This window comes from Planomonospora sp. ID91781 (assembly GCF_015711595.1).
GTDB classification, from domain to species: domain Bacteria; phylum Actinomycetota; class Actinomycetes; order Streptosporangiales; family Streptosporangiaceae; genus Planomonospora; species Planomonospora parontospora.
Genome location: NZ_JABTEY010000001.1, coordinates 2004689 through 2019689 on the forward strand (window position 1 = coordinate 2004689; position 15001 = coordinate 2019689).

Consider the following 15001-nt stretch of genomic DNA (forward strand, 5'->3'; position numbering starts at 1 on the left):
CACACCTGATGAATGATGTCCGTATGGTGATTCTCTCCTCGATTAGGCATAGTTTCTTGAATGTCGTCCGGGTATGAAGAGATCTCCTTCGGCGGCGGTGATCCGGATCGGGAGCCGTGGCTGCAGGCGTGGGTGCGGGCGCACGCCCGGGCGCTGACGGTCTGCTTCACGGTGGCGGCCGTGCTGGTGGCGGCGGGAGCCGGGGGCCGGCACCTGTACGAGCGGTCCCGCGAACCGCTGCCCCCGCCGGACGCGCCGTTCCCCGCCCAGGTGCGGATCGCGGCCCACCTGTGCGGCCTGGGCGCGGAGGCGTGGGCGTGCCGGGAGCGGCGCGAGGCGACGGAGGCCGACGGCCGGGCGGTCGAGGCGCGGATGAGGACGATGCCCGAGCTGGCCGAGGCGGTCCTCGTCAGCAAGGAGGAGGACCGCCGCAGGACGCTGGCCTACTACACCGACGCGGGCGAGCCGGAGAAGATCGAGCTCGCGTTCCTGCACGCGCGGGTCGAGGGGACGCTCCGCCGGAGTGCGGACTTCGCCGCGGTGGCCGAGCGGCTCAGGGAGCTCCCCGGGGTCAACCGGGTGCTCCGCGTCCCCACCGACTTCTGGGCGGGCAGGGCCGACTTCGCCGTGCACCTGTGCGGGACGGACGACTGGTCCCGGTACGCGTGCCCGAAGCACCGGCCCGCCGGGGCCACGGGTTCCGCGAGTCCGGTGGAGAAGCGGGCGGTCCTGGACCGGATCTGGGCGCTGCCCGGCGCCGAGACGGTCTACCTGGAGAGCCGCGACCACCGGATCCGGCTGCTGCGGCACTACCACCCCGAGCGCCCGGCAGGCGACCCGCTGTTCCGGTTCGACAGGTCCTACGAGACCTTCTACGTCCGCTTCTCCGGTCCGGCCGACCTCCCGGCGGCCGCCGCGGCGCTGAAGTCCCTGCCCGGCGTCCGGTCGGTGGCTCCGGTCCGCGCCGAGGGGCACCCCGAGGGGCACTCGCTCGCGGAGGGGCGGGGCGGCGATGTCGTCGGGTCATGAAGAGCTCTCCTTCGGCGGCGGTGATCCGGACCGGGAGCCGTGGCTCCAGGCGTGGGTGCGGGCGCACGCCGGGCCGGTCAGGATGCTGTCCGTCTGCGCCGCGGTGCTGCTGGTGCTGGGCGCGGCCGGGATCGGGGGCCGGTACCTGTACGAGCGCTCGTTCGAGCCGCTGCCCCCGCCCGAGGCGGCGTTCCCCGAGCAACGGGGGCTCACGGTCTTCCTGTGCGAGGGCTACGGTCCCGGAGGAGGGGGCCGCTGCCCCGGGCGGCGCAAGGCCACCGACGCCGAGGGCCGGGCGGTCGCCGAGCGCATGCGGGCGATACCGGAGCTGGCCGAGGTCGTCTTCGTGAGCGGTGAGCAGAACCGCCGCGAGACGCTGGCCTACTACGCCGACCTGGGCGAGGAGCCCTCGGGGGAGGTGACGCCCTTCCCCACGGTCAGGGCCGTCCTCCGCCGGAGCGGCGACTTCGCGGCGGTGGCCGAACGGGTGAAGGCGATGCCCGAGGTCGACCGGGTGGAGCGAGATCCCACGGACTTCTGGTGGGGCAGGGCCGACCTCGCCGTCGTCCTGTGCGGGACGGACGACTGGTCCCGGTACGCGTGCCCGAAGAACCGGCCCGCCGGGGTCACCGGCGCGGTGAGCGCGGCGGAGAGACAGGCGGTCCTCGACCGGATCTGGGCGCTGCCCGACGCCGAGACGGTCTACCTCCAGGACCGCGAGCACCACGCCCGGTTGATGCGCCACTACTACCCGGAGGAGCCGGCCGGCGGCAGGCTGTTCCGGGTCGACCTGTCCAGGGAGACCTTCTACGTGAAGCTCTCCGACCCGGCCGCCTTCCCCGCCGCGGCCGAGGCGCTGAAGTCGCTGCCGGGGGTCAGCACGGTGTACCGCGTCGAACCCGGGAAGTAGCGGCCCGCCGACGACGGCGCCGGGATCGCCCGAAGCGGGTGATGTGGGTCCGGGGTCCGGCCGGGCAGAGTATCCTCGCCTGCCGTGAGCACGCCCGAGACCCCCGAGAGTGGACCAGCTGTGGACGCAACGCCGTACGTCACGATCGTCCTGCCCTGCTACAACGAGCAGGACCACGTCATCGACGAGGTCGAGCGCATCTGCCGGGCCATGGACGACAGCGGCTACACCTACGAGCTCGTGGCCGTGGACGACTGCTCCACCGACGAGACCCTGGCCCGGCTGAAGGAGGCGGCGCCGCGCTTCCCGCACATGCGGATCAGGGCGTTCCACCGCAACGGCGGGTCGGGCACGGTCCGCCGGATCGGCAGCCAGGAGGCGCGCGGCGAGATCGTCGTGTGGACCGACGCCGACATGACCTACCCGAACGAGCGCATCCCCGAGCTGGTCCAGATCCTCGACAAGGACCCCGGGATCGACCAGGTGGTGGGCGCGCGCACCACCGAGGAGGGCTCGCACAAGTTCCTGCGGGTCCCGGCGAAGTGGGTCATCCGCAAGATCGCCGAGTGGCTGGCCGGACAGCGGATCCCCGACCTCAACTCGGGCCTGCGGGCCTTCCGCAAGTCGGTCGCCAGGCCGTACCTGCGGCTGCTGCCGCCCGGGTTCTCCTGCGTCACGACGATCACGCTGTCGTTCCTGTCGAACCAGCACGACGTCCACTACCTGCCGATCGAGTACAGCAAGCGGGCCGGCAAGTCGAAGTTCAGCTTCGTCTCCGACGCCTACCGCTACATCCTGCAGGTGCTGCGGATGGTCATGTACTTCAACCCGCTCAAGGTCCTCATGCCGCCCGCCATCTGGCTGGTCTGCATCGGCCTGGCGAAGGGCGTCTACGACAACGTCAAGACCCCGTTCTACCTGGCCAACAACACCATCATCATCTTCGTCACGGGTTTGCTGATCGGCTCGCTGGCGCTGCTGGCCGACCTCATCGTGCGCTCCCGCAGCGAGTAGGGGCGGAAGCGGCATGCGGATCGCGATCGTCGGGCCGACCTACCCCTACAAGGGCGGCGGTGCCGCGCACACCACCGAGCTCGCCCACCGGCTGAGGGCCGCCGGGCACGACGTGGTGATCGAGTCGTGGCGGGCGCAGTACCCCTCGTTCCTCTATCCGGGGCGGCAGACCGCCGACACCCCCGACGGCGAGCCGTTCGGGAACGTCCGCCGGGTGCTCGACTGGCGCCGCCCGGACGGCTGGGTCGCCTGCGGGCGGCGGCTGCGCTCGGCCGACCTGGTGGTCCTGGCCGTGCTCAGCCCGGTGCAGGTCCCGCCGTACCTGGGCATCCTGTACGGCCTGCGCCGCCGGGCGGAGGCGGCGGCCCCCCGTGTGGTGGCGCTGTGCCACAACGTGCTGCCGCACGAGCGCAAGCCGTACGACACGCCGCTGATGCGGGCGCTGCTGCGCCGGGTGGACGGGGTGCTGGTCCACTCTGCGGCGCAGGCGGAGCTGGCCCGCGCGCTGGCGCCCGCGCCGGTGACGACGGCGCAGATGGCGCCGCACCTGCCGGCCGGGGCGCGGGAGCGGGCCGAGCCGGACGCCGGGCGGCGGGTGCACCGGCGGCTGCTCTTCTTCGGGCTGGTCCGGCCGTACAAGGGGCTCGACGTGCTGATCCGGGCGCTGCCCGAGGGCGTCGCGCTGCGGGTGGCCGGGGAGTTCTGGGGCGGGCAGGCGGAGACGGAGGCGCTGGTCGCCGAGCTCGGGCTGACCGGCCGGGTGGAGCTGCGGCCGGGCTACGTGGCCGCCGAGGACGTGCCGGGCCTGTTCGAGGACGTGGACGCGCTGGTCCTGCCCTACCGCGGCGGTACGGCCAGCCAGCAGGTGTGGCTCGGGCACGAGCAGGGCGTGCCGGTGATCGCCACCAGGGTGGGCACGCTCGGCGACCACGTCACCGACGGGGTGGACGGCCTGCTGGCCGAGCCGGGCTCGGTGGAGTCGCTGCGCGAGGTCCTGGCGCGGTTCTACGCGCCCGGCGAGCCGGAGCGGCTGCGCGCCGGGGTGAAGGCCGTGGATCCCGGGCCCTACTGGGCGGCGTACGTCGAGGCGCTGGTCTCGGCGGCCTCCTCCGGGGAGGCCTGAGCGGCCCGGCGGCCCAGCAGGAAGCCGATCCCGGCCCAGGCCACGTCGGTGAAGGTGAAGGCCAGGCGGGAGAGCACGGCGACGACCACCGCGTTGCCGGTGCCGACCGAGGGTGCGAGCACGAGGACCATCGCGCCCTCGCGCACGCCCACGCCCGCCGGGACGAACGCGGCGAGCAGGCCGCTCGCCCAGGCGAACGCGTAGGCCCCGGCGCCGAGCAGGTAGGCGGACGCGGAGAGGTCGCCGGTCAGGTCGCCGATGACCAGCCAGGCGTGCAGGCCGTAGACCAGCCAGCCGGAGACCGTCCAGGCCACGGCGCCCAGCAGGGCGCGGCCGGGCAGCACCTCGTCGAGGAGGTCCCTGCGCGCCAGGCGCAGGACCAGGTTCAGGCCCCAGGTCAGGACCCTGGGGTGCAGGCAGACGGCGATCACCGGGACGACCAGGGCGAGGTACCACGCCTGCTCGGCCACCGACCGGGCGGTGAACGGCAGCGTGGCGGCGGCCAGCGCGACCGCGCAGCCGAGCGAGACCACCAGCGCGATCGAGGTGCCGCTGAAGGTGCGCCGGGGCGGGCAGCCGTGGTCGCGGCCCAGCTCCATCATCGCGGCGTAGGCCCAGACGGAGCCGGGGACGTACTTGCCGAGCTGGCCGACGAAGAGCACCCGCGCGGCCACCCCGAGCGGGAACGGCGAGCCGAGCCCGGCGACGACCCGCTGCCAGGCGACCATCAGCAGGCCGGCCCCGGCCAGCGTCGCCGCGCACGCCCCGGCGGGGGACCACCAGGACAGCCGGGCGAGCGCGGAGACGGTGCCGTCCCAGTTGCGGTGCAGGCCGTACCCGGCGAAGGCCAGGGCGACCAGGGCCAGCAGGACCCGGAGCAGGCGGCTGGTCCGCAGGCGGCTGAGCAGACGGCTGAGCATCCGCTCAGGGTACGACGTGGAGGTTACCCGGCGGTAGGGTCGCGGCTCGCCGGTAGCCTTGGGCACCGCGCGCAAGCAGGCGGACGAGGAACGGTGGAGCGGATGGCGACGGGCAGGGCGGGTGCGGAGCGGCAGGCGCAGCTGGAGTACTCCGAGTTCCAGGCGGCGATGCTGGACGAGGAGAAGCGCCGCAGGAAGGCCGCGAAGATCGTGGCCGTGCTCGGCCACTTCCTCGGCCGGGACACCGATGTGCTGAAGGGGCTGACCGTCGCCGACATCGGCTGCTCGGCGGGGTTCATCGCCGACGAGCTGGCGGAGGCGGGCGCCGCCCGCACGTTCGGCGTGGACATCGACGTGCCGGGCCTGCGCAAGGCGGCCGCGCGCTTCGGCGGGCGGGTGGAGTTCGTCTGCGCGGACGGCACCGCGCTGCCCTTCCCGGACGGCTCGATCGACGTGCTGGTCTTCAACCACATCTACGAGCACGTGGTCGACCCCGACGCGATCATGGCGGAGATGCGCCGGGTGCTGTCCGACGAGGGCGTGCTCTACCTGGGCCTGGGCAACCGGCTCGGGGTGATGGAGCCGCACTACAGGCTGCCGTTCCTGTCCTATCTGCCGCCCGCGCTGGCCGACCGCTACGTGCGCCTGTCCGGCCGGGCCGACAGCTACTACGAGCGCTACCGGACCCGGCGCGGCCTGCGGAAGATGGTCCGCGGTCTGCGGGTCTGGGACTACACGTTCCCGGTGCTGGCCACCCCGGCGGCCTTCGCCGGCTCCGAGCTGTTCCCCGGCGCCGTCGGCCGCGCCGCCGAGGCCGTGCTGTCCCGGCTGCCCCGCGCCGTGCTGCGCGCCCTGCTGCCGGTGGTGCCGACCTACCTGTGGGTGGCCACCAAGAGCACCCGGCGCCCGGCGGGGGCGCGCCTGCCGCAGCCCCCGGACCCGGTCGTCCCGCTGTGAAGCGGCTGGTCCGGATCGCGTTCCTGCTCGTCGCGCTGGGCTTCGGCGCGTGGGCGGTGGCGGGGCAGTGGGAGGCCGTGCGGGCCGGGTTCGCCCGGCTGTCGTGGCCGGCGCTTGCGCTATCGGTGGTCGCGGTGGTCGCGGCGCTGGGCGGCGGGATGATGACGTGGCGGGCGCTGCTGGCCGACCTCGGCTCGCCGCTGCCGCTCCGCCCCGCGGCGAAGGTCTTCTTCGTCGGCCAGCTCGGCAAGTACATCCCCGGCTCGCTCTGGCCGGTCGTCGCCCAGATGGAGATGGGCCGCGAGCTGGGCGTGCCCCGGCCGCGCAGCGCCGCGGCGTTCTTCCTGACGATGCCGGTCCAGCTCGGCAGTGGGCTGCTCGTCTCGGCGGTGACGCTGCTCGCCGCCCCGCCGGGCTCCGCGGCGCCGTACGCGTGGGCGTTCCTGCTGGTGCCCGTGCTGGCGGTGGCGCTCGAACCGCGGGTGGTCAACGCGGTCATCGGGTTCGGGCTGCGCCGGCTCGGGCGCGAGCCGCTGGAGCGTCCGCTCACCCGGCGCGGGATGCTCACCGCCCTGGGCTGGGCGCTGCTCGGCTGGACCGCGTACGGCCTGCACCTGGCCGCGATCCTGTACGAGCTGGGCCCGTCCGGCCCGTCGGTGGCGGTCTTCTCGGTCGGGGCCTTCGCGCTGTCCTGGTGCCTGGGGATCATGACGTTCGTGGTCCCGGCCGGGGCCGGGGTGCGCGAGGTGGCGATGGTCGCGGTGCTGGCGCCCGTGCTGGACCGGGGATCGGCCATCACCGCGGCGCTCTGCTCGCGGATCGTGATCGTCCTCGGCGACCTGGTCTGCGCGGGCGCGGCCGGGCTGGCGGCCCGCCGTACGGAGGATCCGAGCGCCCTGGCGACCAGCGAAAAGACATGCGATTGATCCCACGATTCCGGGGACTCTCCCCGTAGGGTGAATCGGAGCGGGAAGGTCGGGTCCCACGCGGTCGGCGGCGGGACCGGTTCCTATCAACGCGCTGTCGAATAGTGGGCTAACCTCTCGGAATGGCGGAGACCCCTTTGTCGGATCTTGAGGCGATCCTCCTCGTCGGAGGACAGGGGACGCGGCTGCGTCCCCTGACGCTGGGCACCCCCAAGCCGCTGCTGCCCACGGCGGGGGTCCCCTTCCTGGCGCACCAGCTCGCGCGGGCCCGCTCGTTCGGCGTGGGCCGCATCGTGTTCGCCACGTCCTACCGGGCGGAGATGTTCTCCGAGGCGTTCGGGGACGGCTCGGCGTTCGGGCTCTCCATCGAGTACATGACAGAGGAGACCCCGCTCGGCACCGGCGGCGCGATCCGCAACGCCGCCGAGGCGCTGACCTGCGGCCCGGACGCGCCCGTGCTGGTGCTCAACGGCGACATCCTGTCCGGGCACGACATCGGCGACCAGGTCGCCCGGCACGTGTCCCGCGGGGCCGCCGTCACGCTGCACCTCACCGAGGTCGACGACCCCTCGCGCTTCGGCTGCGTGCCGACCGACGAGGAGGGCCGGGTCACCGCCTTCCTGGAGAAGACCCCGAACCCGGTGACCAACCTGATCAACGCGGGCTGCTACGTCTTCACCCGCTCGGTGATCGACTCCATCCCGGCGGGCCGGGTCGTCTCGGTCGAGCGGGAGACCTTCCCCGGGCTGATCGAGGACGGCGCCCTGGTGCTCGGCTACGCCGACGCGTCCTACTGGCTGGACGTGGGCACCCCGGCCGCCTTCGTCAAGGGCTCCCGCGACCTGGTCCTCGGCCGCCTGGCCTCGCCCGCGCTGCCCGGTCCGCCCGGTGACTTCCTCGCGCTGCCCGGTGCGATGATCTCGCCCGAGGCCAAGGTCTCCGGCGGGTCGGTGGTCGGCGCCCGCGCGGTCGTGGAGTCCGGGGCCCGGATCACCGGGAGCGTGCTCGGCGACGACTGCGTGGTCCACGCCGACGCGGAGGTGGTCGACTCGGTGGTCGGCATCGGGGCCCGCGTCTCGTCCGGGACGGTCCTGCGCGACGTGGTCATCGGCGACGGCGCCGTGGTCGGCGCCGGAAACGAGCTCCTGGCGGGCAGCCGGGTCTGGCCCGGCGTCGTGCTCCCCGAGTGCGCGGTCCGCTTCTCCAGCGACGTCTGAGCGGGATGGACGGGCGTCACCGCTTCACCGGCGGTGCCGGAGCGCCGCGGGCGGGCGGCCCGGCCTCCCCGGCGACGTTCGGAGGCCGCCGGTGAGCGTCACCGCGACCGAGCGGTGCCTGCGCTGGGACGGGCCGCTCGACCTCGAGCTGGTCCTGCGGCCGTGCCGGCGCGGGAGCGGCGACCCGGCCTGGCGGAGGACGCCCGACGGGGCGGTCTGGCGGACCTGCCGGACGCCCGACGGCCCCGGCACGCTCCGGATGGCCCGGCGCGGCGGGGAGGTGGTGGGGACCGCCTGGGGGCCGGGGGCCGAATGGCTGCTGGAGACGCTGCCCGCGCTGCTGGGGGCCGAGGACGACCCGTCGGGGTTCGTCCCCGGGCACCGCGTGCTGCGCGAGGCGGCCCGGCGCCACCCCGGTCTGCGGATCTGCCGGACCTCCCGGGTGCTGGAGGCGCTGGTGCCCGCCGTGCTGGAGCAGAAGGTCGTGCTGGCCGAGGCCCGGCGGGCGTGGCGGTGGCTGCTCCTGAAGTACGGCGGGACCGCGCCGGGGCCCGCCCCCGAGGGCATGCGGGTCTTCCCCGAGCCCGAGGTCTGGCGGTCGATCCCGTCGTGGGACTGGCACCGGGCCGGCGCGGAGGCCGTACGGGCCAGGACGATCGCGAACGCCGCCCGGCACGCGGCGAAGCTGGAGGCGGCGGGGGACAGCGCGGAGCTGGACCGGCTGCTGCGGGCGCTGCCCGGGATCGGGGTGTGGACCTCGGCCGAGGTGCGCCAGCGTTCCCATGGCGACCCCGACGCGGTCTCGGTGGGCGACTACCACCTGCCGTCGCTGGTGGGATGGTCGCTGGCGGGGGAGAGGGTCGACGACGCGGGCATGCTCCGGCTGCTGGCCCCCTACCGGGGGCACCGCCACCGGGTCAGCCGACTGCTGAGGCTGGCCGGTGCGCGGCCGCCCGCTCGCGGGCCGCGGATGCCGGCACGGGACTACCGATCGTTCTGAAACCGCGGGCTCCGGGTCCGTAGGGCTCGGGGTCGGACGGTCTCCAGTCACGACCGTCGCGCGTGTCGGCTCCGATCAGCGGGGCGAGGACGGCGACGGCGGCGAGGACGACGAAGAACCAGATCATTTTCTGCTCCTGGGGGAGGTTCCGGTGCGATGTCTCTAATCTATGCAAGCACAAGCATTTACGTCCATCGAGACTTGCTTGCGTCGGTCGTTTAGCAATGCTCAACTGTCCATGCCGGAGTGCTCGGGCACCCGGTCGCTCCGCGCCCGGGTGCCCGGCCGTTCCGGCGCCGGAGCGGCCGCCGGGACCCGGGACGCCCGCCGGGGTGGCGTCCCGGGTCCCGCACCGCCCGGCCGAAGTGTGTCCGGCGGCATGACACCAGCAGACCATCCCTGCGCCTTCTATGTCAATTCTTATTATTTTTAGACGGGATCATGTGCTGCCGCCGATTTCCGGCCCGGCCGGGGACCGGCGGGCGGAGGCCAGGGACTCCGGTCCTGCGGCGTTGACCTAATGTGCGTACATGAGCGTCACTCCCACCGACACCGCGATGCGCCGGGCCCTGGCCCGGGCACGCGACGGCAAAGCCCTCGACCCGTCCGAAGCCACCGTCCTGCTGCACGCCAGGGACTCCCACCTGGAGACCCTGCTCGGCCACGCCGGACGGGTCAGGGACGCGGGGCTGGAGGCCGTCGGGCGGCAGGGGATCATCACCTACAGCCGCAAGGTCTTCATCCCGCTGACCCGGCTCTGCCGGGACCGGTGCGGCTACTGCACGTTCGCCACCGCCCCGCACAAGCTGGAGTCCGCCTTCCTCGGCCCCGACGAGGTCCTGGAGATCGCCCGGCAGGGCGCGGCCGCGGGCTGCAAGGAGGCGCTGTTCACCCTGGGCGACCGGCCCGAGGACCGCTGGCACCAGGCCCGCGAGTGGCTGGACGCGCACGGCTACGACGACACGCTCTCCTACGTGCGGGCCATGGCGATCCGGGTGCTGGAGGAGACCGGCCTGCTCCCGCACCTCAACCCCGGCGTGATGACCTGGCGCGACCTGCAGCGGCTCAAGCCGGTCGCGCCGTCGATGGGCATGATGCTGGAGACCACCTCGCGCCGCCTGTTCGAGGAGAAGGGGCAGCCCCATCACGGCTCGCCCGACAAGGACCCCGCCGTACGGCTGCGCGTGCTGGAGGACGCCGGACGCTCCAACGTGCCCTTCACCAGCGGCATCCTGATCGGCATCGGCGAGACGGTGCAGGACCGGGCCGAGTCGCTGTTCGCGCTGCGGAAGACGGCCCGCGAGTACGGCGGGATCCAGGAGGTCATCGTCCAGAACTTCCGCGCCAAGCCCGACACGGCGATGCGCGGCATGCCGGACGCCGACCTGCAGGAGCTGGCCGCCACGATCGCGGTGGCCCGCCTGGTGCTGGGGCCGAAGACGCGCCTGCAGGCCCCGCCGAACCTGGTCGACGCCGAGTACGACCTGATGATCCGGGCCGGGATCGACGACTGGGGCGGGGTGTCGCCCCTGACCCCCGACCACGTCAACCCCGAGCGCCCCTGGCCGCAGATCGACGAGCTCGCCGCCCGCACGGCCGCCTCCGGGTTCACCCTGCGCGAGCGGCTGACGATCTACCCCGAGTACGTGCTCGCCGGGGAGCCCTGGCTCGACCCGCGGCTCGCCGCGCACGTCGCGGCCCTCGCCGACCCGGCCACGGGGCTCGCGAGGGAGGGCGCCGAGATCACCGGCCGCCCCTGGCAGGAGCCCGACGGCGGCTTCGCCTCCTCCGGCCGGACCGACCTGCACACCGCCGTCGACGCCGAGGGGCGCACCGCCGACCGCCGCGACGACTTCGACCACGTCTACGGGGACTGGGAGGCGCTGAAGGAGCGCCTGCCCGCCGCCGCGCAGTCGGACGGCTCCGGAGGCGGTCGCGCCGTCTCCGGTGACGTGCTGCGGGCGCTGCGCCGGGCGGAGGCCGACCCCGCGGGGCTGACCGAGGCCGAGGCGCTGACCCTGCTCGGTCTGGCCGGGGGGCCCGACGGAGCGGGGGCCGACGACGCGGGGCTGGACGAGCTCTGCCGGATCGCGGACGGCCTGCGCCGCGAGGCCGCGGGCGACGAGGTGACCTACGTCGTCAACCGGAACATCAACTTCACCAACGTCTGCTACACCGGCTGCCGGTTCTGCGCCTTTGCGCAGCGCCGTACCGACGCCGACGCCTACACGCTCTCGCTCGACCAGGTCGCCGACCGGGCCGAGGAGGGCTGGCGGGCCGGGGCGACCGAGGTGTGCATGCAGGGCGGCATCCACCCCGACCTGCCGGGCACCGCCTACTTCGACATCGCCCGCGCGGTAAAGGCGCGGGTGCCGGAGATGCACGTGCACGCCTTCTCCCCGATGGAGGTCGTCAACGGCGCCAGCCGGACGAACCTGTCCGTCGCGGACTGGCTGGCCGCGGCCAAGGAGGCCGGCGTCGACTCCCTGCCGGGCACCGCGGCGGAGATCCTCGACGACGACGTGCGCTGGGTGCTGACCAAGGGCAAGCTGCCCGCCGCCGAGTGGGTGGAGGTCATCACCACCGCCCACCGGCTGGGCATCCCGACGACCTCCACGATGATGTACGGCCACGTCGACACCCACGCCCACTGGGTCCGGCACATCCGCCTCATCCGCCGCATCCAGGAGGAGACCGGCGGGTTCTCCGAGTTCGTGCTGCTGCCGTTCGTGCACCACAGCGCGCCCATCTACCTGGCCGGGATCGCCCGCCCCGGCCCGACCGCGCGGGAGAACCGGGCCGTGCACGCGCTGGCCCGCATCCTGCTGCACGGCGCGATCGGCAACATCCAGTGCTCCTGGGTGAAACTCCGCGACGACCTGTGCCGCCAGGTGCTCTCCGGCGGGGTCAACGACCTGGGCGGCACACTGATGGAGGAGACGATCAGCCGGATGGCCGGATCGGAGAACGGCTCGTTCAAGACGATCACCGAGCTCGCCGCCATGGTCGCCCCGACCGGCCGGCCGGTGCGGCAGCGGACCACCTCGTACGGCGTGCCGGGCGCGGAACGGCTGGCCGCCGCGGCGACCAGCGACGGCGTTTGTCAAAGTGTGCGTAACTTCGTGCCGCTTGAGCGTCTATAACAAGTTCTCTGTTGACTTGCGCTATGTAAGGGGGGTGTTGGGAGAATTGTCATTCCCCTGAAGCGAGAGGTCCCAGCGTGCCCTCCTCCGGTCGACATCGCGTGGCCGCCGGCGCCGAGAGGCGCCGGCATCAGGCGCTGACACGTGTTTCACTCGCCGCGGTGGCCCTGGCGGTCGCCGCCGCCGGAGCCGTGGTGGTGATCACGGACCGGATCGGTGCGGACTGCTCCGGCGAGCCGGTCCTGGTGGACGTCGCCGCCGCGGTGGACATCGCCCCCACCGTGATGGAGGCGGCCGGGCGGTTCAACGCGAGCAGGACCGAGGCCGACGGCCGGTGCGTGCTGGTGCAGGTGACCGAGCGGCCCCCGGCCACCGTGCTGCGGACCCTGATCGGGGACACCGCGGGCGTGCTCGCCGCCCGCCCCGACGGCTGGATCTCCGACTCCTCCGCCTGGATCCGGCTGGCCCGCAAGCAGGGCGCGGCCGACCTGGCGGGCACCGAGACCGTGATGGCCACCTCGCCCCTGGTCTTCGCCACCCGGACCTCGCTGGCGAAGCGGTTCGCGGTCGGCAGGACGGAGATGAACTGGCGGATGGTCTTCCCGCCGACCACCCGGGGCCGCGTCCAGCCCACCGAGAACGAGCCCGACGTGGTCCGCGTCCCCGACCCGTCGCTGGCCGGGGCCGGCATCGCCACCGTGGCCGCGGCCAGGGACGTGGTGGGCAGCGGCGCCGAGGCGGACCGGGCGCTGACCGCGTTCGTCCGGTGGGCCCAGGCCGGGGCGGCGCCCGACTACCGCAGCATGCTCGACGCGATCGACGAGCGCTCGTTCTGGAAACGGCCCGTGGTGATCGTCCCGGAGCAGTCGGTCTGGGAGCACAACCAGCGGCCCTCCGCCGACCCGCTGGTCGCGCTCCACCCGCGCGAGGGGACCATCAACCTGGACTACCCCTACGTGGTCACCTCCGGCGACCCGGCCAAGGCGGCCGGCTCCCGGGCCTTCGCCTCCTGGCTCCGCGCCCCGGAGACCCAGGACGCGGTACGGCGGGCGGGCTTCCGCTCGGCCGACGGCAGCCTGGGTCCCTACGCGCCCGGCCCCGAGATCCCCACCGCGGCGCCCCGCACCCGCCCGACCATCGTGCCCGCGGTGATCGACGAGGCGCTGGAGGCGTGGAGCAGGCTGGCCCCGCCGACCAACATCCTGGTCCTGGCCGACGCCTCCCGGCACATGGCCGAGCCGATCAGGGGGGACAAGGGGCGGACCAAGCTGACGGTCGCCCTCGACGCCGCCCGGCTGGGCCTGCAGCTCTTCCCGAACTCGACCCACATGGGCATGTGGGAGTTCGCCGACGCCAGGGGCACGGGCGGCGACCACCGCGAGCGGGTGGGGCTCGGCCCGATCACCGAGGCCGAGGACGGGCAGGTCGTCCGGCGCAGCCGCCTGGAGGAGCTCACCCGGACCCTGCGCGCCGACGCGAAGCGGGACAGCTCCCTGCACGACTCGATCCTGGCCGGGTTCCGCGAGCTGACCGGGGCCTACGACGAGGGCATGAACAACACGCTCCTGGTCATCACCGCGGGCAAGGACGACGGCAGGGGGATCTCCGGCGGGGAGCTGGCCGAGAAGCTGCGCGAGGAGTGGGACCCGCAGTACCCCGTCCAGGTCGTCGTGCTGGCCTTCGGCGACGACCTCGACCGGGCCACCCTCGACCAGGTCGCCTCGATCACCAACGGCTCCCTGCACGTCGCCCGGGAGCCCGGTGAGATCATCGACGTCTTCCTCTCCGCCCTCGCCCGCCGCCTCTGCCACCCCACCTGCCGCAAGGCCTGACCTGCCCGGCCCGGCCGGGATCCGGCAGCGGCGAGTTCCACCTGCCGAAGGCCGGGGTCGCCGGTGAACGCCTCACCGCAGGAACCGCCGCGCGCCGCGCAGTTCGGTGCGGAGCCGTCGCCGGGTCGTGCCGCACTCCAGGCGCACGTCCAGCGGGCCGGGCACGCCGGAGTCCGCTCGCCGGCCTGAGGGCAGCCGGTCCACGTCGAGTCCGTCGCGCCGGGCGATGAGCAACCCCAGTTCGTACCGGCTCACCGCGTCGGCTCCGGCGACGTGGTGGACGCCGTGATGCCCGGACGCGGCGAGTTCGAGGAGGGCTGTGGCGAGATCGGCGACGTGCACGGGACAGCGCACGTCGTCGGTGAACAGCACTCCCCGCTCGCGGCCGGTGGCCAGCGAATGCACCAGCGCCTCGTGCGGGGAGCCGCCGTCGCCGATGATCAGGGATGTCCGGGCTATCACCGCGGTCGGCGCGATCGCGGTCACCGCCGTCTCGGCGGCGGCCTTGGCCGCGCCGTACGGGGTGATCGGGTCGGGGACGCACGTCTCGTCGTAGCGGATCGCGGCACCGGAGAAGACCGCGTCGCTGGAGACGTGGACCAGGCGCCCGCCCGCCGCGGAGACGGCGAGAGCCACGTTCGCGGCTCCGACTGCCGTGGTCGTCCAGTCCGCCTGCCGGTACGCGGCGTTGACGACCGCCTCCGGGCGGAACGCGCCGATCAGCGCGCCGACGTCCTCCCGTCGGCGCACGTCGAGCGGCGACCACTCGACACCCGCGGTCTCTCCCGGCCGGGTCAGGTAGGTCGCGGCCACCTCGTGCCCGGCCGCCGAGCACCGCCGGACGAGTTCGCCGCCGAGGAGACCGCTGCCGCCGACGATGAGGAACCTCATGACCGGTCACCATAGTTGATCAGTCGCTCTGAAGCGGTG

The 15001-nt window shown here is 73.8% G+C and carries 12 protein-coding genes; 10 read left to right on the top strand and 2 right to left on the bottom strand.

The window, feature by feature from the left end; translation table 11 throughout:
* The first annotated feature begins 60 nt into the window (after positions 1 to 60).
* The 4 genes from HS048_RS09285 (at position 61) to HS048_RS09300 (ending at position 4076) form a co-directional block, all read left to right on the top strand.
* Complete coding sequence (locus HS048_RS09285; protein ID WP_196466698.1) at positions 61 to 1029, top strand: permease-like cell division protein FtsX; 969 nt, start codon at positions 61 to 63, stop codon at positions 1027 to 1029.
* Complete coding sequence (locus tag HS048_RS09290) at positions 1013 to 1939, top strand: permease-like cell division protein FtsX (protein ID WP_196466699.1); 927 nt, start codon at positions 1013 to 1015, stop codon at positions 1937 to 1939. The genes HS048_RS09285 and HS048_RS09290 overlap by 17 nt, the downstream gene beginning before the upstream one ends.
* 84 nt (positions 1940 to 2023) lie before the next feature.
* The gene (locus tag HS048_RS09295; protein ID WP_068894544.1) at positions 2024 to 2953 is read left to right on the top strand and encodes a glycosyltransferase family 2 protein; all 930 of its coding nucleotides are present in this window, start codon (positions 2024 to 2026) and stop codon (positions 2951 to 2953) included.
* A 13-nt stretch (positions 2954 to 2966) separates the two neighbouring features.
* The gene (locus HS048_RS09300; protein ID WP_196466700.1) at positions 2967 to 4076 is read left to right on the top strand and encodes a glycosyltransferase family 4 protein; all 1110 of its coding nucleotides are present in this window, start codon (positions 2967 to 2969) and stop codon (positions 4074 to 4076) included.
* Here the strand turns inward: HS048_RS09300 and HS048_RS09305 are convergent.
* Positions 4019 to 4996 (bottom strand): lysylphosphatidylglycerol synthase domain-containing protein, encoded by a 978-nt coding sequence (locus HS048_RS09305; protein ID WP_230880787.1) that lies wholly within the window; start codon positions 4994 to 4996, stop codon positions 4019 to 4021. The two genes, HS048_RS09300 and HS048_RS09305, sit on opposite strands and share 58 nt — an antisense overlap.
* 102 nt (positions 4997 to 5098) lie before the next feature.
* Between HS048_RS09305 and HS048_RS09310 the strand changes: the two genes are divergently transcribed.
* From HS048_RS09310 to HS048_RS09335, 6 genes are all read left to right on the top strand, one after another.
* The gene (locus tag HS048_RS09310) at positions 5099 to 5953 is read left to right on the top strand and encodes a class I SAM-dependent methyltransferase (RefSeq protein WP_196466701.1); all 855 of its coding nucleotides are present in this window, start codon (positions 5099 to 5101) and stop codon (positions 5951 to 5953) included.
* Positions 5950 to 6879, top strand: a complete 930-nt coding sequence (locus HS048_RS09315) for a lysylphosphatidylglycerol synthase transmembrane domain-containing protein (protein WP_196466702.1) — start codon at positions 5950 to 5952, stop codon at positions 6877 to 6879. Before HS048_RS09310 ends, HS048_RS09315 begins: the two co-directional genes overlap by 4 nt.
* 122 nt (positions 6880 to 7001) lie before the next feature.
* A complete protein-coding gene (locus HS048_RS09320; protein WP_068894547.1) occupies positions 7002 to 8096 on the top strand; it encodes a sugar phosphate nucleotidyltransferase in 1095 nt (364 codons plus the stop codon).
* A 91-nt stretch (positions 8097 to 8187) separates the two neighbouring features.
* Positions 8188 to 9096 (top strand): DNA-3-methyladenine glycosylase, encoded by a 909-nt coding sequence (locus HS048_RS09325; RefSeq protein WP_196466703.1) that lies wholly within the window; start codon positions 8188 to 8190, stop codon positions 9094 to 9096.
* 557 nt (positions 9097 to 9653) lie between these two features.
* A complete protein-coding gene (locus tag HS048_RS09330) occupies positions 9654 to 12239 on the top strand; it encodes a bifunctional FO biosynthesis protein CofGH (RefSeq protein WP_230881336.1) in 2586 nt (861 codons plus the stop codon).
* A gap of 161 nt (positions 12240 to 12400) precedes the next feature.
* Entirely contained in the window at positions 12401 to 14071 is a 1671-nt protein-coding gene (locus tag HS048_RS09335; RefSeq protein WP_307832401.1) for a substrate-binding and VWA domain-containing protein, read from the top strand.
* Positions 14072 to 14143: 72 nt separating this feature from the next.
* On the opposite strand, the gene HS048_RS09340 is transcribed toward HS048_RS09335, so the two are convergent.
* Positions 14144 to 14962, bottom strand: coding sequence for a sugar nucleotide-binding protein (locus tag HS048_RS09340; RefSeq protein ID WP_068894549.1), 819 nt, complete (start codon positions 14960 to 14962; stop codon positions 14144 to 14146).
* Positions 14963 to 15001: the final 39 nt, after the last annotated feature.

Coding starts and splice junctions, on each gene's coding strand:
- HS048_RS09320 (WP_068894547.1), top strand. CDS start 7,002: ATGGCGGAGACCCCTTTGTCGGATCTTGAGGCGATCCTCCTCGTCGGA.
- HS048_RS09310 (WP_196466701.1), top strand. CDS start 5,099: ATGGCGACGGGCAGGGCGGGTGCGGAGCGGCAGGCGCAGCTGGAGTAC.
- HS048_RS09285 (WP_196466698.1), top strand. CDS start 61: ATGTCGTCCGGGTATGAAGAGATCTCCTTCGGCGGCGGTGATCCGGAT.
- HS048_RS09340 (WP_068894549.1), bottom strand. CDS start 14,962: ATGAGGTTCCTCATCGTCGGCGGCAGCGGTCTCCTCGGCGGCGAACTC.
- HS048_RS09300 (WP_196466700.1), top strand. CDS start 2,967: ATGCGGATCGCGATCGTCGGGCCGACCTACCCCTACAAGGGCGGCGGT.
- HS048_RS09305 (WP_230880787.1), bottom strand. CDS start 4,996: ATGCTCAGCCGTCTGCTCAGCCGCCTGCGGACCAGCCGCCTGCTCCGG.
- HS048_RS09290 (WP_196466699.1), top strand. CDS start 1,013: ATGTCGTCGGGTCATGAAGAGCTCTCCTTCGGCGGCGGTGATCCGGAC.
- HS048_RS09330 (WP_230881336.1), top strand. CDS start 9,654: ATGCGCCGGGCCCTGGCCCGGGCACGCGACGGCAAAGCCCTCGACCCG.